Genomic DNA, 24,283 nt, shown 5'->3' on the forward strand with positions numbered 1-24,283 from the left:
CTGCGGCGGATGCCGTATTTTGCCGTACTCTAATCATGAAATTATTAAGCCCTGCCATATCCCGTTTAGCCCGTATCAGGCATTGGCGTATTGAACAATGGGCCAGTGATCCTATTGCAGCTCAAAGAGAAGTGTTGCAGGACCTGATAACCCATGGACAATACACGGAGTTCGGAAGAAAATACGGCTTTAATCAACTCTTTAATATCCGGAAATTCAAAGAGACGGTTCCCATTCATGAATATGAAGATTTAAAACCCTATATAGACAGAATTATGCAGGGTGAGGAGAATGTTCTTTGGAACACTCCGGTAAACTGGTTTGCCAAAAGCAGCGGAACCACCAGTGAAAAAAGCAAGTTTATTCCTATTACCAAGGAAAGCCTGGAAGATTGTCATTTTCAAAGTGCCAAAGATGTGCTTACGATGTATTACAATAATCGTTCTGAAAGTGATTTGCTAACGGGTAAGGGGCTGGTTATTGGCGGCAGTCATCAGATTAGCCCCATCAATGATGACATGCAATACGGCGACCTGAGTGCTGTTCTATTACAGAATACACCTATTTGGGCAAATTGGATCAGAACCCCGGAACTCTCCATTGCTTTGATGGATGAATGGGAAGCCAAAATTGAAAAAATGGCCCGGCATACCATTCAGGAAGATGTTACATCTATTTCGGGTGTGCCTACCTGGACCCTTATTTTAATTAAGCGTATTTTAGAAATTACCGGAAAGCAGACCCTGAAAGAAGTCTGGCCCAATCTGGAATTGTATATACATGGCGGAGTTTCATTTACGCCCTATCGATCACAGTTTCAGAAATTAATTGGGGAGGGCTGTAATTATCTGGAGATGTACAATGCCAGTGAAGGTTTTTTTGCTGCACAGGTATCCCCGGAAGAGGACGGCATGCTCTTGTTTACAGAAAATGGTATTTTTTATGAATTTATGCCTGTTGCGGAATACGGTAAACCCAACCCTAAAACCATTGGTTTGAAAGATGTTGAAATTGGTCAGCATTATGCTATCATCATCAGTACCAACGGTGGTTTATGGCGATATCTGGTGGGCGATACGGTTCAATTCATCAGTAAATTTCCATTCAAATTAAAAGTGACTGGCAGACTAAAACAGTATATAAATGCGTTTGGAGAGGAACTGATTGCAGATAATGCGGACAGGGCTATTGCCATAGCCAGCGAGAAAACAGGATCTGTGGTAAAAGACTATACGGCGGCACCTATTTATTTTGGAGAGAATTCTGCGGGTGCACACGAATGGTTGATTGAATTTGAGCAGGCTCCGGCTTCCATAGAAGCTTTTAAAGCTATGCTTGACGCAGCTTTGAAGGAATTGAATAGCGATTATGAAGCCAAGCGACACCGGGATATGGCATTAACCATGCCTGTTGTACATGCATTACCTGAAGGGGTTTTTAATAAGTGGTTAAAGCAAAAGGGCAAATTGGGTGGACAACATAAAGTGCCTCGCTTAAGCAATGAACGGATTTTTGTGGAAGAAATAAAACGTAATTTTTTATAGACCTATTTAAACGAATCAGATGAAATTATTAGCAGGAAAAGTATCTATAGTTACCGGAGCAGCCAGAGGAATTGGTGCAGCTATTGCTTTGAAATTAGCCGAACACGGAAGTCATATTGTGTTAACATATGTTAGTGATGGTAGTGCCGAAAAAGCAGCGGCCCTGGTTCAGCAGATAGAAGCAATGGGTGTGAAAGCCAAAGCGGTAAAAAGCAATGCGGCCATATTTTCAGATTGCGAATCCCTGGTGAATGATACTGTTAAAGCGTTTGGTGCCATTGATATATGTGTAAATAATGCTGGAATCTCCAAAGACAACTTGTTGCTTAGAATGACCGAAGAGCAATGGGATGAAGTGATAGATGTGAACCTGAAAAGTATCTACAATATGACCAAACAGGTAATCCGTCCTATGATGAAAGCCAAGCAGGGTAGTATCATCAATATGAGTTCCATTATTGGTATTCGCGGAAATGCCGGACAGAGTAGCTATGCAGCCAGCAAAGCAGGGATAATAGGTTTTACTAAATCCATTGCCGCTGAACTGGGTTCCAGAAATATCAGATGCAATGCCATTGCTCCTGGTTTTGTTGAAACCGATATGACTCATTATTTAAAAGACGGGGATGGAGCAGCACAGTTTCTGCAAAAAATTCCATTGGGCAGATTCGGTAAAGCAGAAGAAATAGCCGATACCACCCTATTCCTGGCAAGTGATATGAGTTCTTATATTACAGGTCAGGTAATCAGTGCCTGTGGCGGATTAAATATTTAAACAGATTTATGCAATCATACGAACGGTTACTTGCCGATAATAAAGTCTGGGCCAGAGAAAAACTGGCTGTTGATCCGGAATATTTTAACAGGCTGGTACATGTTCAGAATCCTGAATTTTTGTGGATTGGCTGCAGCGATAGCAGGGTGCCTGCCAATGAAATAACCGGCACGCAGCCCGGTGAAATTTTTGTTCATCGGAACATTGCCAATATGGTCATTCACACCGATTTGAATTTATTAAGTGTTTTACAATATGCGGTGGAAGTGTTGAAAGTAAAGCATATCATAGTTTGTGGGCACTATGGTTGCGGAGGAGTAAAAGCTGCCATGACCAATCACAATTTTGGCATCATTAATAAATGGATCAGGAATATTAAAGACGTTCATCGTTTCCACAGGGAAGAAGTGGATGCCATAACAGACGAAAAACAGCAGTTAAACCGAATGATAGAACTCAATGTGCAGGAGCAGGTGCTGAATCTGGCAAAAACTTCTATTATTCAGAAAGCGTGGAAGGAAAGAAATGTGCCTCATTTACATGGATGGGTTTATGATTTACAGGACGGTCTGATAAAACCCATACAGGAAATGCAGGCCGGAACGCATATAGATGCTCTGTATGAATTTGATGATTTATAAACGGGATTTATTCCCGTTTATTCATTTTAGGAATATCTGTATTAGACGGTTTCACAAAAACTTATTAGTAATAAAGCTAATAATGGTATAATACTTGTAATATTTGCGCGCAATGGAAAAAAATCATAAGGCAGTATCACCGAGGGGGGCGGCGAGAAAAATCTTGGAGCTCTTAAAATTGGACAAAAAAGACGTTTCCTCCATATATGCATTTGCCATATTAGCGGGCATATTAAGTTTGGCAATGCCACTGGGTATACAAACAATTATAGGATTCGTTTTAGCAGGTTCCATATCTACTTCAATTGTTATTTTAATATTCCTGGTAGTTGCTGCCGTTCTCTTGTATGGCCTTTTACAGGTAAGGCAGTTACAACTTACCGAAAAAATTCAGCAAAAATTATTTGTGAGATATTCTCTTGAGTTTGCAGACCGACTGCCTAAGATGAATATTGAAAAATTAGATGCCTATTACCTGCCTGAATTGGTAAATCGTTTTTTTGATACGGTATCTCTTCAGAAAGCGGTTGAAAAATTATTGCTGGATGTTCCCGCTGCCATTATTCAGATATTCTTTGGTCTTATACTTCTTTCCCTTTATCACCCCGTATTTATTGGCTTTGGAGCTGTATTAACTTTAATTGTGTATTTGATTATGCGATACACATTACCTGCTGGTTTTCAAAAAAGCATTGAGGCAAGCAATATGAAATTTGCCACTGCTGCCTGGTTAGAAGAAATGGCAAGGGTTATCAAGTCTTTTAAATATTCGAGAGGTACCAATTTAAATATCAGAAAGACCGATGGAATTGTAACAGAATACCTGGATGCCAGAACCAGTTATTTTAAAGTGTTATTAACTCAATACTGGAGTTTGATCATCTTTAAAGTAGTAATTACGGCTGCCATGCTGATTGTAGGCGCCGTGCTTTTGGTTGACCAGCAGATCAATATTGGACAGTTTATTGCTGCAGACTTTGTTATTATCAGTATTATCGGCTCTGTTGAAAAGCTGATTTTGAATATGGATAAAGTATATGATATTCTAACATCAGTGGAGAAGCTGAGCAAGGTAACAGAAAGTGAAGTGGAAGTGCAGGGTACGGTTATGCTTTCAGATAACCAGAATGGGGTATCTGTATTATTCGAAAATGTGGGCTTCACATATGGAAACAATGTCAAGGCCCTGGAAGCCTTGAACCTGAATATTGTGCCCGGCGACAAAGTTTGTATTATGGGTGAATCCGGTTCTGGTAAGTCTACCATTTTACGATTACTTACAGGGGCATTTACGAATTTTACGGGTTCTATTTTGTTGGATGGAATGCCAATTGGAAACTACAACCTGAATTCCATTCGTTCTCAGACCGGTATTTTGCTAAGCCAGCAGGATATTTTTAATGGTACCATCTGGGAAAATATTACCATGGGTAGCGAAGAAATAAGATATGAAGAAGTAACTGATCTGGTGAATAGATGTGGCTTAACCAGTTTTGTGCAAAGCCTGCCCAAAGGATATGATACAGTGCTTGATCCAACTGGTAAAAGGCTCAATAGTAAAATAAGACAGGACATTTTACTGTTAAGGGCTTTATTGGGTAAAAAGCGCTTATTGTTATTGGAAGAACCGCTTAACTTCTTAGAGCGCAAATACAAAAAGAATATACAGGATTATATATTTTCTGAAGAAAATGCAACTGTTCTGATTGCGACCAATGATGCGGATACTGCAGCTCGTTGTAATAAGATTATTTATCTGCAGGATGGCGTGGTAAAAGCTTCTGGAAACTGGTCTGCTATTGCTCCATTTTTAAATGAAAATTATGGTCAACAATAAATTCATTAGTACAGTAATTGAGGATGAAATAGAGGGCAGCAGCCTTTCTTCGTATCATTCCATTTATAATATCAAGAAGGCCAACCGGGTAAAGAAATGGATGTGGGGTTCATTAATAACCCTGATTGTGGTTCTCTTTTTACCCTGGACACAGAATATTCGTGCGAAGGGAGCGGTAACTGCCTTGCGTCAGGAAGATCGCCCTCAGGAATTGAATACAGTTTTGGCTGGCAGGGTAATTAAATGGTATGTGAAAGAAGGAGACTTTGTAAAAAAAGGAGATACCATTTTGCAGATTGGGGAAGTAAAGACCGACTATTTTGATCCTGAATTATTAAATAGAACCAAAAAGCAGATTGATGCAAAACAGATTGCAGTAGAGGGGTATGGCAATAAAGCTGCAACGGCTGTATCTCAGATGAAGGCTTTGGAAGAAGCCAGAAATTTGAAACTGGAGCAGCTCGATATTAAGCTTCGTCAGCAAAATCTTAAAGTAATAAGTGATAGCATCGACCTGGGAGCTGTATTAAATGAATTGGCAGTTACCAAGAGACAGATAGATGCAGCAAAGAACATGCTTGATAGTGGAGTTATTTCTTTGGTTGATTTCGAAAGAAGAAAAGTGTCTTATCAGAATGCAGTGGCTAAAAAAATAAGTGCTGAGAATAAATTCCTGCAATCGAAACAGGAGTTGTCGGCCATCCGAATTGAGAAGAACGGAACCATACAGGAATACACCGATAAAATTGCCAAAGCCCAGGGAGAGCAATTTAGTTCCTTGTCTAATATGGCAACGGGTGAAGCCGATGTGGCAAAGCTTCAGAATGCATACAGCAACTACGATATCCGTAATCAGTTGTATTTTATTACTGCTCCTCAGGATGGACAAATAACCAAAGCCAGAAAAGCAGGTATTGGAGAAATGGTGAAGGAAGGTGATATGATTGTTGAAATTGTACCCGATAAAATTCGCTATGCAGTTGAATTGTTTGCAGAGCCAATGGATCTTCCCTTGTTGTCTACCGGTCAAAAAATTCGTTTCATTTTTGATGGATTTCCCGCCATTGTTTTCTCTGGCTGGCCAGCAGCTTCTTACGGAACATTCGGTGGCGTAATTGCAGCAGTTGAAACTTCTGTGAGCAGCAATGGAAAATTCCGATTGCTGGTGGTTGAAGATCCCAATGAAAAGCCATGGCCCAGAGAATTGAGAATGGGTGGTGGCGCCAGCGGTATTGCCTTGCTAAAAGACGTTCCCATTGGGTATGAATTATGGCGAAACATCAACGGTTTCCCACCTGAATATTATAAACCTGTTAAGGGTGAAGAACTAAAAGCAAGTAAGGAGAAATAGTATGAAACATTGCTTGTTTTTGATTGGTTTTATTTCTGTGATTCAACTGAATGCACAGGTCTTGAGTCCTGAAGCGTTCATTAATCAGGTCAAGAGCTTTCACCCACTAGCCAAGCAGGCTGGTATTAAGGTAGAGAAAGCCAGTGCCGCTTTGTTAAGCGCCAAAGGAGGCTTTGATCCAACCGTAGAAATGGAAGCAAGCAGGAAAACCTTTGATGGTAAAAACTATTATTTCTATACCAATCCTGAATTTAAAGTGCCCACCCGTATTGGGGGAATGGACATTAAAGCAGGCCTGGAAGACAATGGGGGTTTGTTTCTGAATAATCAGATCACCAGAGGGCAAAGCAGTTATCTGGGATTAGAAATGCCTTTGATTAAAGGTTTGCTGATAGATCAGCGAAGAGCGAATCTGCAGCAGGCACAGATTTCTTTACAACAAAGTGAGCAGGATCGCCTGAAAATGCAGAACGACCTGTTGTTCGACGCTTACAACACTTACTGGCAATGGGCTGGTGCTTATCAGTTGTACAGCATATACAATCAGTTTTTGCAAATAAGCAGAGAACGTTTCCGTTTGGTAAAGCTGGCTTACTTAAACGGAGACAGGGCTGTAATAGATACCATTGAGGCGCTGACCCAGGTACAACAGTTTCAAATGATGCAGGCAGATGCAAAAGCAAAGCTGGCAACAGCGCAACTGGAATTGGGTAATTATTTATGGAATGAAAACGATGCGGCTTATTTGTTAAATGCTAATCTGGTGCCGGATACTGTTCAGTTTCAGATGTACCTAGCTTCAGAGGATCCCGATAAATTAATTAACAGAGTGAATCAGGAAAATCCTTCTATCAGAAGTCTGGCTTTTGAACTGGAAGCCCTGGAAGTGGAAAGAAAATTAAAATTTCAGTCTTTGTTGCCTTCTTTGAATCTTAAGGCAAATATGCTAAACAAGGGATACAATGTGATGAAGGATTTTGGTGGTGCGCTTCTTCAGAATAATTATGTATGGGGCATACAATTTAAAATACCCATTTTCCTGAGAGAGGGCCAGGGTTCTTACAAGCAGGCGAAACTAAAAATTGCAGAGACCAATTACGAATTGAATCTGAAGCAATGGAATACAGCCAATAAAATCCGTTCTTACTTTGCTGAAGCCACTTTGCTGAAAGATCAAATTGGCGCTGCACAACAGGCCTATAACGGTTACACTGCTTTATTAAAAGCAGAGAACCTTCGTTTTCAAAATGGCGAAAGCTCTCTGTTTCTTTTAAATACCCGTGAAAATAAAGTAATTGAAACCGCAGAAAAGTTAATTCAGCTAAGAGCCAAATACCTGAAAGCCAGCTATGGAATCAACTGGGCGGCCGGACTTCTTCGTTAGTTTAATTAAGACAATTTTTGCTTGAAGCGCTGTATAAATGCCTTGCTGTGTTCGCTTAAAATTAAGCGTCCGCTAATGCCTGCTCTTTCTTTCAGCAATTCATCCCAGTGTTCTGTTCCCTTCCAGAAAATAGTTTTTAATTCCTTTAATGCATCCGGATTGGATTGGGATAAAGTATTAGACAATCGGATGATAGATTCATCCATACCTGCAACGTCAGGGTGCAGTTCTGCGTATAAACTTTTTCTTCTGGCCCAATCCGCGGGTCTAAAGGTAACTGCATCAATAGTTAATTGAGAGAATGCGGAAAGTCCGATCTTTCTTTCTACAGCAGGACCTACCACGAAGGGGCCAATTCCTACTGCCAGTTCGCTTAGTTTTACATCGGCACCTTCGCAGGCTATAGCATAGTCTGCAGCCGCAGCCAGTCCAACTCCACCACCAATGCATTTTCCCTGAATACGAGCTATAATGATTTTACCGCAGGTACGCATGGCATTGATTACTTTGGCAAAGCCACTGAAAAAGGCTAGACCTTCTGCTTCTGTTTTAATTGCAGCTAATTCATCAAAAGAAGCTCCGGAGCAAAATACTTTTTCGCCAGCGGAACGAAGTACAATTACTTTGGTTTCTTTATTTAATCCTTCACTGTAAATTTCTTTAGCAAGTGCATCTAAAATTTTACCGGGCAATGAATTGCTTTGCGGATGAAAGAATTCAATGGTAGCGATACCATGCTCGCGTTCTACTTTTACGTATCCTTCTTTAATGTGTTCAATCATACAATTTTAATTTACTGGTTTCTTTGCAACCATTGTTAATATGGTTGCTATTCCGGTTAATTCATTGGTTTCGTCAATCATTTCTACCAACCATTTTACAATTCCTTTGTCAATATCGGTTGATTCTTTTTTCTCCTGTCTTATTTTTTCCTTACAGGTAAAGCGGATATGCATTTCACTGCCTGGATAAACCGGCTTGGTGAATCTTAATTCGTCAATACCGTAATTGAGTAAGACCGGATTTTTTTCATAACTATCCACAAATAAGCCGGCTGCCATGCTCATTAACAGATAGCCATGTGCTACTTGTCTCTCAAACATAGTGCCATTAAAATCGGTCCCTTCCAGATGCGCATAAAAATGATCGCCGCTTAAGTCGGCAAAAGCATTGATATCTTCCGCTGTAATTAATCTTTTTTCAGTTATCAACTGATCGCCTATTTCCAGCTCTTCGTAGTATTTTTTAAATGGATGTATGGTATTGGTATTTCCAGTTGCTCCTGGCTGATACACTTTACTGATGGCCGTAATCATATCGGGTGATCCTTGAACGGCAACCCTTTGCATATAATGTTTTACGCCTCTTAATCCACCCATTTCTTCTCCACCCCCTGCTCTCCCTGGTCCGCCATGCACCAATAAAGGTAGTGGGGATCCGTGCCCGGTACTTTCTTTGGCACAATGCTGATTCAAAACCAGGATTCTGCCATGATAAGTTCCTGCACCCACTACATAGTCGGTGGCTATGCGCGTGTCGGCAGTTACAATACTACTTACGAGTGACCCTTTACCCAATTTAGATAAAGCAATGGCATCGGCTGTTTTTTTATAAGGCATCAAAGTAGCCACAGGTCCGAATGCTTCTACTTCGTGCACAACTGTGTTTCCAAATGGGTTGTCGTTGAACAATAAAAGCGGACTGATAAATGCTCCTTTTACCGGATCGGCATCTACTACCTCTACCGTATCCAAGGAACCGTATAAAATACTGGAGCTGGTCAATAGTTTCTCTACCTGTGCTTTTACTTCTTTTCTCTGTGATTCTCCTGCCAGTGAACCCATTCTTACAGATGGATTCAGCGGATTACCAATTACATTCTGTGCCAAAGCAGTCGTTAGTGATTGCTGTACGGCTTCTATTTTATTTTCAGGCACAAAAATTCTTCTGACAGCAGTACATCTTTGCCCTGACTTGGTAGTGATTTCTCTTCTGACTTCTTTAATGAAAATATCCCATTCGGGCATACCCGGTTCAACGTCTTCGCCCAAAACAATACAATTCAAAGAATCGGCTTCCATGGTAAACGGAACATTTTCTGCCAAAATTTTGGGATTTGATTTGAGCAATAACCCCGTTTGGGCAGAACCCGTAAAAGTTACCACATCCTGGGATTGTACATTGTCTAACAAATCACCTGCACTGCCACAAATCAATTGTAATGCCCCTTCTGGCAATATGCCCGAGGCAATTATTTTTTTAACTACTGCTTCAGTTAAATAAGAAGTTACGGTTGCTGGTTTTACAATAGCGGGTACACCTGCCAGCAGGTTTACAGCAATTTTTTCCAGCATTCCCCAAACCGGGAAGTTAAAAGCATTGATATGCACAGCAACCCCCTCTTTGGGAATAAGTAAGTGATGTCCCATAAATGTATTCGCCTTACCCAAAGGATGATGTTCCCCATCCAAGCAATACGGCGTGTCTGGAAGTTTTCTTCTTAAGGATGCGTACGAAAACAGATTTCCGATGCCGCCCTCAATGTCTACCCAGCTATCTGCCTTGGTGGCACCGGTCTGATAACTGATGGTATAGAACTCATTTAAATGTTCTCTTAAGTAAATGGCTAAAGCCCTGAGCATTAATCCTCTTTCATGAAAACTCATTTTTCGTAAAGCCGGGTTGCCCTTGCTTCGGGCGTAGTGCAGGGCTGCTGCAAAATCCAGACCCTTACTGGTAGCTTTTGCTATAGGCTCCCCTGTTACGGCATTGAACAACAATTGTCCTTCACCCTCTCCCTTGATCCAATTACCTGAAATGTAGTTCTCAACTGTATACATATAGTTTTTATTTACGCAACAAAGCTAACGATTGATAGTTTACAAAAAGAGCATAAAAAAACCCGTCCGGATGGTATCGGGACGGGCATAGCAGTTGGTTATTGGTCAAAAACTTTAACAGTTCTATATGTTAAGACATTCTTTTATCGATTTCGCTGCAAAGATTTGAAAAAATTTCTTCAACAGTGCCTTCGCCTGGTATTTTAACCACTTTATCGAACTGTTCGTAGTAGTTTGCTACCACGGTTGTTTTGTCTTTATACTCTACAATACGGGCCCTGATAACGGTTTCATTGGTATCGTCGCTTCTTCCGCTGGTTAAACCTCGGTTCAATAAACGCTTAACCAGTTCTTCTTCAGAAACTTCCAATGCCAGTAAAACGCCTATTTCAGTATGTTTCAGTTTTAAAAGCTTATCTAAAGCTTCGCTTTGTGCAGTAGTTCTGGGGAAGCCATCAAATAAAAAGCCTTTGGCTTCAGGATTTGCTTCCAAAGCAGAGGAAATCATTCCAATAACTACTTCATCAGGAACCAACTGGCCCTTGTCCATCAAGTTCTTGGCTTCTAAACCCAATGGGGTTTGTCTGGCAATTTCACTGCGTAGAAGGTCTCCGGTAGAAAGGTGTTTAAGGCCGTACTGCTGTATCAATTTCTCACTCTGCGTACCCTTACCGCTTCCGGGAGGACCGAATAAAATAATGTTGAACATGTAAATTCGATGCTTGCTTGAACAACAAATATACAAAGGGCGTGTTAAAAATCCTTGTTTTCATGCAACCAATCCAAACCTAAACTGTCTTTGATACGTAGTTATATCGTTAAAAGAATACACTATGAAGTGGTCTGCATTCATTTTATTTGGATTGTTTAGCTTAACAGCCTGCAATGCCCAAAACAATTCAACTGATAAACTTGTTAAAGATACTATGTCAAAGAAAGACAATCCATATTACGCCAAGGGCGAAAAAGGAAAATTGGCTGTAAAAGACAGCGAGTGGAAGAAAATCCTGTCTCCCGAAGTATATTATATAGCCCGGGAAAAAGGCACCGAAAGGCCATGGACTAGCAAATTCGAGAATTTCAAGGAAGTAGGAACTTATTATTGTGCAGTATGTGGCAATGCGTTGTTTAAAAGCGATACCAAATTCGATAGTGGTTGTGGTTGGCCCAGTTTTTATGAACCCATTTCGAAAGGGTCTATCGTCTATTTACCGGATAATTCCCACGGCATGCAGCGAACTGAGGTACAATGCGGTCGTTGTAAATCGCACCTGGGTCATGTTTTTGAAGATGGTCCCCCACCTACAGGTCTCCGCTATTGCATCAATGGGGTAGTGCTAGATTTTGAAAAAGCGGCTGAAGCTGAAAAAAAATACAACGAGAAAAAAGGATAGTGAAATATAGTGAGAAGAGGGATCGTGAGACTGAGAATGGAGGGGCCGGATTTATCCGGCCCTTACGCTAATATATCCTGGATATTCTTGTTGATATTCTCTGCAATTCTGTCCATTGGTAAATCATTGTCATCATTGCCAAATGGATCTTCAATTTCCTCTGCAATCAATTCTAGACTAGCCAGTACATAGGAAATAAAAATGGTTGCAGGAATGGTGATATATCCCAGCGAAAGAGCGAATCCAAGCGGTAGGGTAATAATATATAAAAAGATAAATTTCTTAATAAAGGCACTATACGAATAAGGGATTGGGGTGTTCTTGATTCTTTCACAGGCACCGCAAATGTCCATGAACGATTGCAGTTCTTGGGTGATAAACAATACATCAAAATCAGAGATTTGTTGATCGCGTTTAAGCAAGTGCACTTTGTTATACAGTAAGGCTACAATCTGATTTGGTATATGTTTGCTGCTGTCAAATCCGCTGATTTCAGGATGTGGTGCAGCATCTAATGCCAATCTTGTTTTTTCATTTTGCAAATGATTTTTAAGTTCATGAGCAAACAAGGGAATAATTTTTTTAAAAAAACTTCGATTCTTTTCATCATCGCTTGGCAACAAGCAATTTATTTTCAAAGCAAGGTTGCGACTATTGTTGACCAATGAACCCCAAAGTTTTCTACCCTCCCACCAACGATCATAAGCCGTATTGGTTCTAAATACTAGTAACATAGAAATTGCAAAGCCCAATAAGCTGTGCATCATGGTGATATTTTTTGCATAGAGACTGCTGGAGAGTCGCAAATAATTGGCTTCAAAAAAAACGATGGCCCAAGAAAACACACCAATACCCAGAATTAATGGAAACAACTGTCTGAGTGTGTCCGTTTTATGAAAACGAAATATCGATTGAATCCATTCTTTAGGGTTATAACTGATCATTCAATAAATGTACAATTTCAAATGACTAATTGGCTTATTTGATTCTCTAGGCAAACATAACTATGCCAATTAGAATCATAAACAGACCTATAAACGTACCAATTACTGAAATCATAAAGCCACCTAATGCCTTACCAGGTTGACTTACTAATTTACTCGCATCTGATTGCATAATCTCTTTCTGATAGTCCTCTACAGTTTGACCTGGTTTTGGTTTTACCGGTAAACCGCCACCTTTAAACATAATGCTGTACCATTTTTTCACACATCTATAAAGAATATATGCGCCAGCTCCAATAAATAATAATGCAAATATTTTCATAATTAAAGATTTTGTAGTTAACCTAAATGGGTTTCAGCTTATTTAATTTTGTTTAATTAAATAAGTTTATAATGTTGATTGGAATAGATTTTACTTTGTTTTCACTAAAAACTAGTGGATCAACATCTACTTGAGCAGCTCCAATTGTCGCATAAATTAAATTCTGTTTAAAGTCAAAATAAATTCCACAATTTCCTGAATATCGATATTTACCAACAAGGAATACAAACCCATAGTCTCCTTTAATTATTATAGGGTTTGAATATCCTGATAAGTTTTCTAAAAAGTTTTTATACTCTTTTCCATAAATTTTTTTCATCCTTTCATTCAAAGCGGGATGATCAAAAAGCTTAATTTGAGTAGCATCCTTGCCAGATAATTCTTTTATAAATCCAATATCAGTTTTTGCGTTTTTTGTTTGTGAGTAACAATATTGAAAACAAATTGAAATCATCAAAACGCATATTATTTTAAGTTTCATAGTTATTTTATTTTGCAATTAATACAAGCATGTTTTCACTCAATTCTTTAATTGTATATCTTGATCCAAGTGTTTTAGAAATTATTTCAGCAATATTTTCTGATGAGCCTTTAAAGTCTATTTTAAACTGACCAATATTATTTGTTAATGATTTATCGGATATTTTCCCTTTTGAATTTAATAAGTCAGTAACAACTTTTAATTTACTATAATCAGCATTTTCTATAGTTACTGATGTTAGTATCTTTTGAATATTCTGTGTTTGATTAATTTTAGTAAACACTAAATTTTTTGAGCAAAATTGGTCAAGTAAATATTCTGCAACAAGCGTACCTGCATTTCTTAATGCTGATTTCGCAGAAACAAATTCAGCATTATCTAAAGCACCAGCTTCTAATCCGTTTGCAGCAATAATGCTTGCATCATCTGTTCGCACAGCTTTTATTTCAACCCTGGCTCTGCAGGATACTTGATTTCCTTGCATACCAGTTCTTTGGCTAAATGCCTCTCCATAAATCACAATATCTGCTCCAAATTCTTTACCAAGTGAAATTGCAGCTTTGGGATTATGTGAAGCATCAATGAATCTTGTACCATTTTTTATTGTTGCAAACATAGCAGCGTCTACTACCTTAAATCCTGATTCAATTAATTTTCTATTTATTTCTGTTTCTGCCGCAGGATCTGGTATTCTTTCTGTGATATGAAATTCAGGAAGAATTACCATTACTTTTGGTATATATGAAGATTTTAAAATACTGCAATTTTCAACTGTATATTTTTTTGTTTCAGCTTCCTCCTCAGGACTAAAATTCATTTTATCTTTTCTACTTGCTATAAATTCAACTGCTTGAATGATTCCTTTTTCACATGCATCAGCCAATGCTTTATTGTTATTTGTATTGCCTACCATTTCTAGCCCAAATAGTTTTGCTCCATTAAAACCATTAGCATTCCCTTCAACATTAATTGATTTTGATTCCATCACTTCTCTTGTTTGCGCATTTACAAGTTGAATAATGAAACCAATTTTTGCCTTGTTTCCACCTATTTTTAGCCCAAATGCACCCACAGAATTACTTCCCTCACCAAATTCAGTTATTTTACCAAGGACAACCACTTGAGGCCCTTTCATTTTTCCGGTTTGAGGACCGCTTTTTAATGCCGTGTTACCTGCTTGACTAAATGAAATTTCATCAGAGATAGCTTTTGTATCTTTTATACTTAGAAGTACATTAAAGCAATTCACGTTTTGCAGTGCGTTTGTAAGCATTTGTGATAGTTCATCACCAAACTTTCCACTTGCATTAGGTGTAGCAACGTCAAAATTTGAAACACTTAGCCTTAATCTCTTATTATATGGAATATCACCACATTGTTCTTTAATTTGCTCAATTGTTACTTTAGGTTTTTTTTGTGCGCTGAGTATTAAAAAAATTGATGTGAAAATCAATAATAAAAATAGTTTCTTCATAAAATGAGTTTTGATTTTTCAATTGTAAACAAACCTAATCGGATTAAATTCCTGAAACAACTACAGTTTATTTTTCGCCAAGGACTATTTATTATTTGCGATTTTTGAGTATTCTAAGTATTGGGTTTGGTTAAAAATTTAAGAAATGCTTCTTTTTTTCTACTGGACACTTCCAGTTTTGTATCATCAATCATAATTGCATAACCTCCTTTCGCTTTTTTGAATTGTTTTAGCCAAAGCAGATTAATGAGATATGATTGGTGAATTCTAAAAAAACTATACTCTTTTAATTGTTGCTCTATATCCCCGAGGGTTTTTGCAATAACAATCTTTTTTTCTCAATTAACCAGATTGTTGTGTAATTAATAGCACTTGAGCAGTAAATAATATCAGCCGTGTTAACCAATATAATTTCTTCAGTTGTTTGAAGTGTAATTATTTGTTTGGATAATAGCCTACTCAAATGGGCTATAAGTAAATCTTGATATTGGTTAATTAGTAGTTTATTGGTTTCCAGCATATGAGGTGATCAAATTTTCTCCCTACATAGTAGGGTTTAAATTAATATTTAAGCTAACTTAGAAGAATCCCCCCAACATGTTTAGTGCTGTTTATTATTTGGAATAAATGATTTATTATTTGATACTTATTCTACTGAGTGGTTGTGAAGTAAGCAAGCGCTTAATTTCTAATAGTCAGTATTATTTATAGTCATTTTTTTAAACTAATTTAACCATGATGAAAGCTGCATTGATTCTTGTTTTACTCTTTTCAAATTTTTTACTTGTTGCACAAAATTTTGATTATAAAAATCATCCGTTTTATAAAGTTTACGAAAACAAGTCATTACCGGATTCTGAAAGAATTATCGGAATTATAAATTTAGCTGGTCAGCATAGAATGTTTTCAATTATTGACACACCCATCAAACTCACTTATATAGGATTGGAAATGTCTGAAAAGATAGGCTATTTAAGAGGTGTAGCTTCAGCATACCGACAGTTAGGTACAATGTATACAATCAAAGGGGAAATGGTGAAGGCACTTGAGGCAACTCTTAAAGCTCTTAGCTATATTGATGTCTTAAAAAAGAAATATGCAGCAAATAGAATTCACGTATTTTATGTTAGTTTACTCGGCCAGCTTACTGGAGTTTATAATCGACTCAATATACAGCAAAAAGCTGATTCAGTTGGCAAGCTTAGTATTAAGCTAGCAGATGAGTTAGGTGATAAAGAAGTTAGGGCTGTATGTCATGGTAACTATGGCTCGTTTCTCATGGATCATGCTATTGATTATCAGCGTGCTTTAGATGAGTTTAAAGTAGTGGCATCGATTCAATTGAATTTGGGATATACATCGTTGGCTGATATTTCACTTTATAACCAATCGGTATTGTATAATCGATTAAATAAGTTTGACTCGGCTCTTCAAATATTAAAGAGACTAGAAAAAAGTTCTTCTTATAAAACTGATCAAACACAGCGTTTGGAGGTGAACTCCAGTTTAGCGGATGTTTATTTTCATATGGATGATTTTGATTCCGCTGAAAAAAAATACTTGGAATTAGCTGATGATGCAAATAAAGGTGGAATTCTTCTGCGCCAGAAAGAGGCTTTTGAAAAATTATATAAGATATATGAGAAGAAAAATAATTTTCCGATGGCATATGATTATTATAAGCGATTCATAGGGGCTCGTGACAGTATTGACAATCTCGATAAGCGAGTAGAGGTTACAAAGGCTGAACTCAAGTTCGAATCTGAAAAAAAAGCTGCTGTGGATAAGGAAATTATTAATAGGCTTAAACTTGCTGCATTACTTAAAGAGCAAAAAACGAAAATAGCTTTAAATAAAGAAAAGATTAGATACATTTCGCTTGAATTATCTAGTGCAAAAAAAAGTTTTGAGAGTCAAAAATTAGTTTTAGCGGAAAGGCAAAAAAAAGATCAAGTTATTCAAGCATCAGAAAAAAACAAAATGTTGCTAAGGCAAGAAATTTCAAATACTGAGATTAAAAGAAAGTATACACTTATATTTTCGGCAATACTTTTATTATTGTTGCTAATAATATTTTATTTTCTAAGAAAGAAACAGTCATTAGAGAGTACAACCAAAGAGCAGATTTTGAAATCGACAGTGATTGAGAATCAGATGAAAATACTGAAGTTGCAGCTTAATCCGCACTTCTTGTTTAATTCACTTAATTCTATTTCAGATTATATTCAAAAGAATAACATTCAAGATGCAGACGAGTACCTTACAAAGTTCGCTAAATTAATGAGATATACTCTCGAGAACTCTGAAGAAAAAGAAATCCTATTGAGTGAAGAATTATCAATGATTGAACTATATGTTCAGCTAGAAGCAAAGCGATTAGGTAATAAAGTAAATTACAGTTTGCATGTTCAAGACGGTGTTGATGTATCAACACTGTTAGTTCCTCCTTCGATATTGCAACCATTGGTGGAAAATAGTATTTGGCATGGATTATCAAGTAAGGAACAAGGTGGTATTGTTTCTATTGACATTCGACTGGAAAATGGGATGCTACTGATACATGTTGACGATAATGGAGTTGGACGAAATAATGTTCAAGTTTTAAGTAAGAATAAGAAATCTTTTGGATTTAGTTTAACGAAGGAAAGAATAGCCATTTTAAATAATTTGAAAAAGTCAAATGCAACTATAGACATCCATGACTTACCTGTTGGTACCAGAGTTGTTTTGCAATTACCCTTAATGAAGGCTTGATATGATTAAAGTAATTATTGTAGATGATGAGCAGCATTGTATTGATAGACTAAAGTCTTTGTTTTTGACAAAGTTTGCATATAAATTAAAATTAGTTGGGACAGCTAGTTCTGTGCTATCGGCTTATGATTTAATAGTCCAAGAAAAGCCTGATCTCATTTTTTTGGATGTCCAATTAAATGAGTTAACTGGCTTCGATTTGTTGAGTAAGTTTGATAAACTTTCTTTTGATGTTATTTTTACAACTGCTTATGAAAAGTATGCAGTAAAAGCCTTCAAATTTAGTGCTATTGGTTATTTACTGAAACCAGTTGATATTGACGATTTGAAACTTGCTATCGATAAATTTAGTGATACTATTGAACAAAAAGATTACAAACAGAAATTTGATTTGTTGTATGCAAATTTTAAACAATTAAGCTTACACGATAAAAAGATAGCAGTCCCTACTTTGTCTGGTATAGAATTTATTCCTGTTTCTTCTATTATTAGATGTGAAAGTGATATCAACTATACTACCTTATATTTAACAGAAAAGACTAAATTAGTTGTTGCTAAAACTTTAAAAGAGTTTGAAGAATTGCTAACTGAGTATAATTTTTTCAGAGTACATAATTCTCATCTGATTAATCTTTCGTTTATTAAGTTTTATAATAAAGGCAAAGGTGGTACAGTTCAATTGACAGATGGATCAGAAGTTGAAGTATCAACTAGGCGAAAAGAAGCATTTATTTCAAAAGTGATGAAATCTGATTAATTTTTCACCTCAACCACTCCATATAATTTTCTGAATGAATAAGTTTTGTTTCTACCGGTTTGTACTGTTCAACAAATGATTTAGAAAACTTTGCTTTTGTTGCTGAACTCCATTTAAATTCATACGCACAAATTTCGCCGTTATACTCTTCAACATAGTCTATTTCAGCGCCATCTTTTGTTCGCCAGAAATAGCGATTACAATATATTTTTTTTGCTGATAAATATTTGGTTCTTTCTGCTAGTAAATAATTTTCCCATAAGGCACCAATATCATTTCTTAGTTCAATTGGCTGAAACTGATTAATGACTGCATTTCTTAAACCATTATCATAAAAATATATTTTCCGACTTTTGTTTAACTCGTTTCTCAAATTTCTATTAAAGCTCCCTAGCCTGTATATTACAAATGCTTTTTCTAATAAGTTAATATAGCGTTCAACGGTTGCTGAATTTAATCCTGCTATTTGTCCTAATTCATGATAGGATACCAATTTGCCTACTTGAAGTGCAATGGCTTGTATGAGTCGTTCTAATTTATCAGGTTTATGAATATTTTCCCAGGTCAGAATATCTTTATATAGGTATGCACTTGAAATTTCTTTTAGGATAGTTTGTTGATTGCCTTCACCCAATACTACTTCTGGATAATAACCGTATAATAACCTTTGCTTTAACAATCTGTTTTCCGTAAAAGCTGTATGATAATTACACATTTCATCATAGCTCAATTGAAACATTTGCAGCTCCCATTTTCTACCGGTTAATGGCTCATTTAATTTATTCGCTAATTCAAAAGCAGATGAACCAGATAGTATTAATGTTATATTGGGTAATCTGTCTGTGATGATTTTTGCCGTTAAACCAATGTTTTCAATTCTTTGTGCTTCATCTATTACTAAGGTTTTATTAGTACCTAATTGATTTTTTAAAACTGTCTCATTTGGATTACTCAGTTGTTGACGTGTATCCGCATCATCTCCATACAACCACAAAGCATCTGAAAACAGTTGTTTAAGTAAAGTTGTTTTGCCAACTTGCCTTGCCCCAATTAATAGAATCGCTTTTTTGGTGGGTTGTATATGGGTTATTTGGTCACCTAAATAACGGGAAATCATACTCAAATATAGCGAGTTATTTATATCAAAACACTAAAAATAAGCGATATCTTTATAATCAATTATAAAAAAGAGGCATTTTTATCGTGTTTTAATTTGAAATACCTAGCAGAATAAAGCGTAATCAATACCCCCGCCACAGACAAGCCCATTACACTATTCGAAAAGAAATGCACCCAATTCAATTGAACTTTAAAAATTTCTTTGCTCAATAAGACACTCACACTTCCCAAGTAACCAAAAGAGTCGGCTACATAAATTAAGAAACCCGCATTGCCGGTAAATTGAAATGCAGCAATCATGCGCTCAAAATACACTGCATTGAAGGGGATATAAACCATGTATAAACCCAAGCCTACCAGGGTCATCCACCAGATGGGGGCAAGCCCTCCACTGCTGAACAACCAGGTACTCAATCCCGCAACAATAAAGCCCAGCATGATAAAAACATGAGAAAGCATAAATGCCTTAAAACTGTTTTTGATCAGCACCATGCTGCCTATCAAAACCAGAATAACCAGTGTAATGGGGGTTTCTGTTTTAGAAAATATGGCAGGTTGATTTAAATAGCCCATTTCCTTCCACATGTCTGCACTAAAATTGTCTCTAATGTCTCTGAAAATAGTGGCAAAAGCATAGATGATAACGGCCGCAACAATACCTGGAAAAAAATGCCGAATAAATTTTTTTCTGTCTGCTGCAGTCATGGGTGTTCGGTTCATGCGTAAGGCAATATCTTCTTCAGTTGGCGGAGGAATTTGTTCCATGAGGTAAATAAACAACAGTAGAGGAAGTGCAAAAACCAGCCCAGTAACAAAGGGAACCCAGAACTCAGATATATTCCATTCCACCATCAGCCAGCCCCCAACCGACTTTACAAAACCCGATGAAAAAATAAAGCTAACTGCTAGTGCTGCGCCAATAAAATCGGTGGTTTTTCTCCCCTCGATATAAGAAAAAATAACGCCCCACAACATACCCAGTGGAAACCCGTTCATGAAAAGAAAAACAATATTGAATGGCGCAGGAGTTAACGCAAATAACAACCAGGCCAACCAGGAAATTCCTACCAAGGTCAACACATTTTTATTGCGACCCATACGTTTGAGTTCTGCAATGAATTTAATTCCATAAAACTTGGCCATCAAGTACCCAAGCATCTGGCTTAGTACCAACAATGTTTTATAACCCAGGCCCCAGTATGCCATGCCATCAAACGTGCAAACCGTAAAGGATTTGCGAAAACCAAAAATCATGGTATAACTTAAAAAAGCAACGACGGCTGCGTAGATACCTGTTTTTAAGCTGCTGTTGGTAAGGATGGAATTATTTTTCAAGGGCATTCTTTCTACCGATAAATATAAGCCACTCATCCTTAGTTTTTGGCAATTGCACCTTTATTTAGGAAATTACCGCTTCCTAAAACTAAATTCCTTTATGAGAAAATTACTCTTAGCCTTTGTGGGTATTGCAGCCAGTTTTGCTGTGTATGCCCAGCAGGTAGATTTATCCAAACACTTTAAAAACATGAAGCCCCGTAATATTGGGCCGGCAGGCATGAGTGGTCGTGTAACTGCCATTGATGCGGTGTGGACCAATCCCAATATTATCTTTTTGGGCACAGCCAGTGGTGGCGTATGGAAAACTGAAAATGGAGGTGCTTCGTGGACGCCCATTTTTGACGACCAACCCATACAGAATATAGGTGCAATAGCGTTGGTACAATCCAATCCCAGCGTGGTTTGGGCAGGAACTGGAGAAGGTAATCCTCGTAATTCAATCAGCTTAGGAGAAGGAATTTACAAAAGTTTAGACGGTGGAAAAACCTGGAAGCGCATGGGTTTAGAAAAGACCCGCAATATTCATCGCATCATCATTGACCCAACCAATCCGGATGTGGTATATGTAGGTGCAATGGGTAATCCATTTGCAGATCATCCCGAAAGAGGCGTTTATAAAACAACCGATGGAGGAGAAACTTGGAAGCAAATTTTATACACCAATCAAAACAGTGGTGTAGGTGATATGGTAATGGACCCTGCGAATCCCAATAAGTTGTTTGTGAATATGTACGAGCACAAGCGCACACCCTGGAGCTTAAAAGGTGGTGGAAGCGGAAGTGGTTTTTATGTAACCATGGATGGCGGTAAAACTTTTACCAAATTAGGTAAGGAGCATGGTTTGCCCGAGGGCGATTATGGCCGTATCGGAATCAGCATTGCTCGTACCGATCCGAACCGCGTATATGCATTGGTGGAAGCCACCAAGAATGGCTTGTATAAATCCGATGATGGTGGATTTAAATGGGAGTTGGTAAACAGCGATCCAGCTGTGGTAACCAATCGTGCTTTTTATTTTCAGGACATTGCGGTAGATACCAAAAATGAAAACAGAATTTACAATATCAATCAGGTAATCAATGTAAGTGATGATGCAGGTAAAACCTGGAAGCCAGTTATTCCTTACAGTGGTATCCATCCCGATCACCATGCATGGTGGATTCATCCAAACGATGCCAATTTTATTATTGATGGTAATGATGGGGGTATCGGTATTTCAAGAGACAGAGGTAAGACTTGGCAGTTTGATGAAAAACTACCATTGGGTCAATACTATCATGTGAATGTAGACAATCAAATCCCTTACAATGTTATGGGAGGTTTACAAGATAACGGTAGCTGGCATGGACCTGCCTATGTTTGGAGAAGAAGTGGAATCAGAAACGCTTTCTGGCAAGGCGTTAGCGGTGGAGACGGGTTTGATGTGATGCCTGATGCAGAAGACCCTAACTGGGTGTATACGATGAGTCAGGGAGGAAATGTTTCCCGTTATAATATTGCAACCGGAGAACAGTGGAGTATCAGACCACCCAGACCCAGTAAAAATGTAAGACAGCGCTTCAACTGGAATGCTGCTATTGCACAAGATCCTTTTGACAAAGCCACTATATATTACGGAAGTCAGTTTGTAAATAAGAGTACGAATAAAGGCGCTTCTTGGGAATTAATTTCTCCTGATTTAACTACCAACGATTCTGCCAAAATTGATCAGAGCAACAATGGTGGTATTTCCGTAGATATTACCGGTGCAGAAAACCATTGTACCATTTTAACCATTGAGCCATCTCCAAAAGAGCAAGGGGTTATTTGGGTAGGAACCGATGATGGTAATATTCAATTGACCAGAGATGGTGGAAAAACATGGACCAATTTCAGAGGCAAATTACCTGGAATGCCTTTGGGAGCATGGGTTCCACAAATCAAAGCGTCTAAACACAATGGTGGCGAAGCTTTTGTAGTAGTGAACGATTACAGAAGAGGTGAAATGCGTCCATTTGTTTACAGAACTACAGACTATGGCAAAACCTGGACAAGAATGGTGGATGAGAAAAAAGTGATTGGCTATGCACTGTGTGTGATTCAAGATCCAGTAGAACCTAATTTAATATTTGTAGGAACAGAACAAGGGCTATGGGTAAGCTTAGACAACGGAACCAATTTCCAGCAGTTCAAAAATGGCTATCCTTCTGTATCTACTTATGATATGGCCATTCAGGAAAGAGAGGCCGATTTGGTAATCGCTACATTTGGCAGAGCATTGTGGATTCTAGATGATATTCGTCCATTGCGAAAAGTGGCGGCAAATAAAGGTCAAGTGTTTGCTAAAAAGCTAGTCGCTTTTGAAGCACCACAAGCATACCAGGCTAAAATGAAAAATGCTTCTGGTATTGAGTACAGTACTTATGGCACTTACGAAGGAGAGAACAAAAGAACAGGAGCTCCTATTACTTTCTTCGTAAATAAAACGGCTGCTGATACAGGTAAAAATAGAATTTCCGATACGTTGCAGATGGCTATTTATGATGAGTATGGGGTAAATGTAAGAAACCTCAGAACCCGCGTAGATTCCGGCTTCAATAAATATTACTGGGGTATGGAAGGTAAGGGTATTCGCCAGGCAGGCGGCGGCGGAAGAGGCGGCGGCGGTGGCCGTTTTGGAGGTGCAGGTGGCGGTGGTGCTGAACCTGGAGGATTGCCTGTTAATCCTGGCAAATACAAAGTGGTATTAACCCTTGGCAGAGATTTAAAAGACAGCACATTTGTTGTAGTGAACGATGATCCGAATGCACCAACACCATTGACAGTAAGAAATGCTATCCGGGTTGCGAATGCAAGAATGGAAAAATCAATCATAAAGCTGACTGCTTTGAATGATCGTTTGACAGAAGTGGATGAGATTATGAAGAAAGTAGAAGCTGGTTATGCAAGCATGGATCGCAAAGCAGCTGATACTATCCGCAAAGCTGCTAAGCCAGTTACAGATGCATTAAAAGAAATCCGCGAAATGCTGAATGGTAAGCCTCAGTTGAAACAAGGCTATGGAAATATTCCGCAGGAAACAATTAATGGATTATTGGGCGAAGCCAGACAGCTGATTATGGGTAAAACTACCATTCCTGGTGAGCAGGAAAATCGGTTGATGGGCTATGCTGAAGAAGCGGTGAACACGGTAATCCAAAAAGCCAATGCTTTGTTCGAAGGCAACTGGAAACAGTATCGTGCACTAGCTGAAGCGGCTCCGCTTAAATTCTTTAAAGATTATAAGCCGTTGGAATAATTTCTTGATTAGGTTTACTTAACAACACAGAATATCAAATCCCCATTTCTT

The 24,283-nt window shown here is 38.1% G+C and carries 20 protein-coding genes; 10 read left to right on the plus strand and 10 right to left on the minus strand.

Going from position 1 to position 24,283, the window contains the following annotated elements; all coding sequences use genetic code 11:
* Positions 1-35 precede the first annotated feature (35 nt).
* The 6 genes from P767_RS0111710 (at position 36) to P767_RS0111735 (ending at position 7,532) form a co-directional block, all read left to right on the plus strand.
* The gene (locus tag P767_RS0111710; RefSeq protein WP_026764654.1) at positions 36-1,544 is read left to right on the plus strand and encodes a GH3 auxin-responsive promoter family protein; all 1,509 of its coding nucleotides are present in this window, start codon (positions 36-38) and stop codon (positions 1,542-1,544) included.
* A gap of 19 nt (positions 1,545-1,563) precedes the next feature.
* Positions 1,564-2,319, plus strand: coding sequence for a 3-oxoacyl-[acyl-carrier-protein] reductase (gene fabG / locus P767_RS0111715; RefSeq protein ID WP_026764655.1), 756 nt, complete (start codon positions 1,564-1,566; stop codon positions 2,317-2,319).
* Positions 2,320-2,327: 8 nt separating this feature from the next.
* Positions 2,328-2,960 carry a carbonate dehydratase gene (gene can, locus P767_RS0111720; RefSeq protein ID WP_026764656.1) on the plus strand — a complete coding sequence of 211 codons (633 nt, stop codon included), beginning with the start codon at positions 2,328-2,330 and terminating at the stop codon, positions 2,958-2,960.
* Positions 2,961-3,138: 178 nt separating this feature from the next.
* The gene (locus P767_RS0111725) at positions 3,139-4,797 is read left to right on the plus strand and encodes a peptidase domain-containing ABC transporter (protein ID WP_216593233.1); all 1,659 of its coding nucleotides are present in this window, start codon (positions 3,139-3,141) and stop codon (positions 4,795-4,797) included.
* A complete protein-coding gene (locus tag P767_RS0111730) occupies positions 4,784-6,148 on the plus strand; it encodes an HlyD family secretion protein (RefSeq protein ID WP_051417415.1) in 1,365 nt (454 codons plus the stop codon). Before P767_RS0111725 ends, P767_RS0111730 begins: the two co-directional genes overlap by 14 nt.
* A gap of 1 nt (position 6,149) precedes the next feature.
* Positions 6,150-7,532 (plus strand): TolC family protein, encoded by a 1,383-nt coding sequence (locus P767_RS0111735; protein ID WP_026764659.1) that lies wholly within the window; start codon positions 6,150-6,152, stop codon positions 7,530-7,532.
* 5 nt (positions 7,533-7,537) lie between these two features.
* Here the strand turns inward: P767_RS0111735 and P767_RS0111740 are convergent, their stop codons facing one another.
* The 3 genes from P767_RS0111740 to P767_RS0111750 form a co-directional block, all read right to left on the minus strand.
* On the minus strand, positions 7,538-8,314 hold the full coding sequence (locus P767_RS0111740) for an enoyl-CoA hydratase/isomerase family protein (RefSeq protein ID WP_026764660.1): 777 nt from the start codon (positions 8,312-8,314) through the stop codon (positions 7,538-7,540).
* Positions 8,315-8,320: 6 nt separating this feature from the next.
* Positions 8,321-10,372 carry a phenylacetic acid degradation bifunctional protein PaaZ gene (paaZ, locus tag P767_RS0111745; RefSeq protein ID WP_026764661.1) on the minus strand — a complete coding sequence of 684 codons (2,052 nt, stop codon included), beginning with the start codon at positions 10,370-10,372 and terminating at the stop codon, positions 8,321-8,323.
* Positions 10,373-10,502: 130 nt separating this feature from the next.
* Complete coding sequence (locus tag P767_RS0111750; protein ID WP_026764662.1) at positions 10,503-11,081, minus strand: adenylate kinase; 579 nt, start codon at positions 11,079-11,081, stop codon at positions 10,503-10,505.
* A 124-nt stretch (positions 11,082-11,205) separates the two neighbouring features.
* Between P767_RS0111750 and msrB the strand changes: the two genes are divergently transcribed.
* The gene (msrB, locus tag P767_RS0111755) at positions 11,206-11,766 is read left to right on the plus strand and encodes a peptide-methionine (R)-S-oxide reductase MsrB (protein WP_026764663.1); all 561 of its coding nucleotides are present in this window, start codon (positions 11,206-11,208) and stop codon (positions 11,764-11,766) included.
* A gap of 62 nt (positions 11,767-11,828) precedes the next feature.
* Here the strand turns inward: msrB and P767_RS0111760 are convergent, their stop codons facing one another.
* From P767_RS0111760 to P767_RS19175, 5 genes are all read right to left on the minus strand, one after another.
* On the minus strand, positions 11,829-12,710 hold the full coding sequence (locus P767_RS0111760) for a bestrophin family protein (protein ID WP_026764664.1): 882 nt from the start codon (positions 12,708-12,710) through the stop codon (positions 11,829-11,831).
* A 46-nt stretch (positions 12,711-12,756) separates the two neighbouring features.
* Positions 12,757-13,032, minus strand: a complete 276-nt coding sequence (locus P767_RS0111765) for a hypothetical protein (RefSeq protein ID WP_026764665.1) — start codon at positions 13,030-13,032, stop codon at positions 12,757-12,759.
* A 52-nt stretch (positions 13,033-13,084) separates the two neighbouring features.
* Positions 13,085-13,513, minus strand: coding sequence for a hypothetical protein (locus tag P767_RS0111770; RefSeq protein WP_026764666.1), 429 nt, complete (start codon positions 13,511-13,513; stop codon positions 13,085-13,087).
* 7 nt (positions 13,514-13,520) lie between these two features.
* Positions 13,521-14,987: a CsgG/HfaB family protein gene (locus tag P767_RS0111775; RefSeq protein WP_026764667.1), complete on the minus strand. Its 1,467-nt coding sequence runs from the start codon at positions 14,985-14,987 to the stop codon at positions 13,521-13,523.
* Positions 14,988-15,100: 113 nt separating this feature from the next.
* A complete protein-coding gene (locus P767_RS19175; protein WP_084799933.1) occupies positions 15,101-15,316 on the minus strand; it encodes a LytTR family transcriptional regulator DNA-binding domain-containing protein in 216 nt (71 codons plus the stop codon).
* A 406-nt stretch (positions 15,317-15,722) separates the two neighbouring features.
* Between P767_RS19175 and P767_RS0111790 the strand changes: the two genes are divergently transcribed.
* Both P767_RS0111790 and P767_RS0111795 read left to right on the plus strand, forming a co-directional pair.
* A complete protein-coding gene (locus tag P767_RS0111790; protein ID WP_026764669.1) occupies positions 15,723-17,741 on the plus strand; it encodes a histidine kinase in 2,019 nt (672 codons plus the stop codon).
* A 1-nt stretch (position 17,742) separates the two neighbouring features.
* Positions 17,743-18,498 carry a LytR/AlgR family response regulator transcription factor gene (locus P767_RS0111795; protein ID WP_026764670.1) on the plus strand — a complete coding sequence of 252 codons (756 nt, stop codon included), beginning with the start codon at positions 17,743-17,745 and terminating at the stop codon, positions 18,496-18,498.
* Positions 18,499-18,502: 4 nt separating this feature from the next.
* Here the strand turns inward: P767_RS0111795 and P767_RS0111800 are convergent, their stop codons facing one another.
* Both P767_RS0111800 and P767_RS0111805 read right to left on the minus strand, forming a co-directional pair.
* Entirely contained in the window at positions 18,503-19,615 is a 1,113-nt protein-coding gene (locus tag P767_RS0111800) for an ATP-binding protein (protein ID WP_026764671.1), read from the minus strand.
* A 62-nt stretch (positions 19,616-19,677) separates the two neighbouring features.
* Positions 19,678-20,988, minus strand: coding sequence for a DUF5690 family protein (locus P767_RS0111805; RefSeq protein ID WP_235785875.1), 1,311 nt, complete (start codon positions 20,986-20,988; stop codon positions 19,678-19,680).
* A gap of 64 nt (positions 20,989-21,052) precedes the next feature.
* Between P767_RS0111805 and P767_RS0111810 the strand changes: the two genes are divergently transcribed.
* The gene (locus P767_RS0111810) at positions 21,053-24,232 is read left to right on the plus strand and encodes a VPS10 domain-containing protein (RefSeq protein ID WP_037351782.1); all 3,180 of its coding nucleotides are present in this window, start codon (positions 21,053-21,055) and stop codon (positions 24,230-24,232) included.
* Positions 24,233-24,283 lie beyond the last annotated feature (51 nt).

Origin of the sequence: Sediminibacterium salmoneum NBRC 103935 (assembly GCF_000511175.1) — a bacterium.
Lineage (GTDB): Bacteria > Bacteroidota > Bacteroidia > Chitinophagales > Chitinophagaceae > Sediminibacterium > Sediminibacterium salmoneum.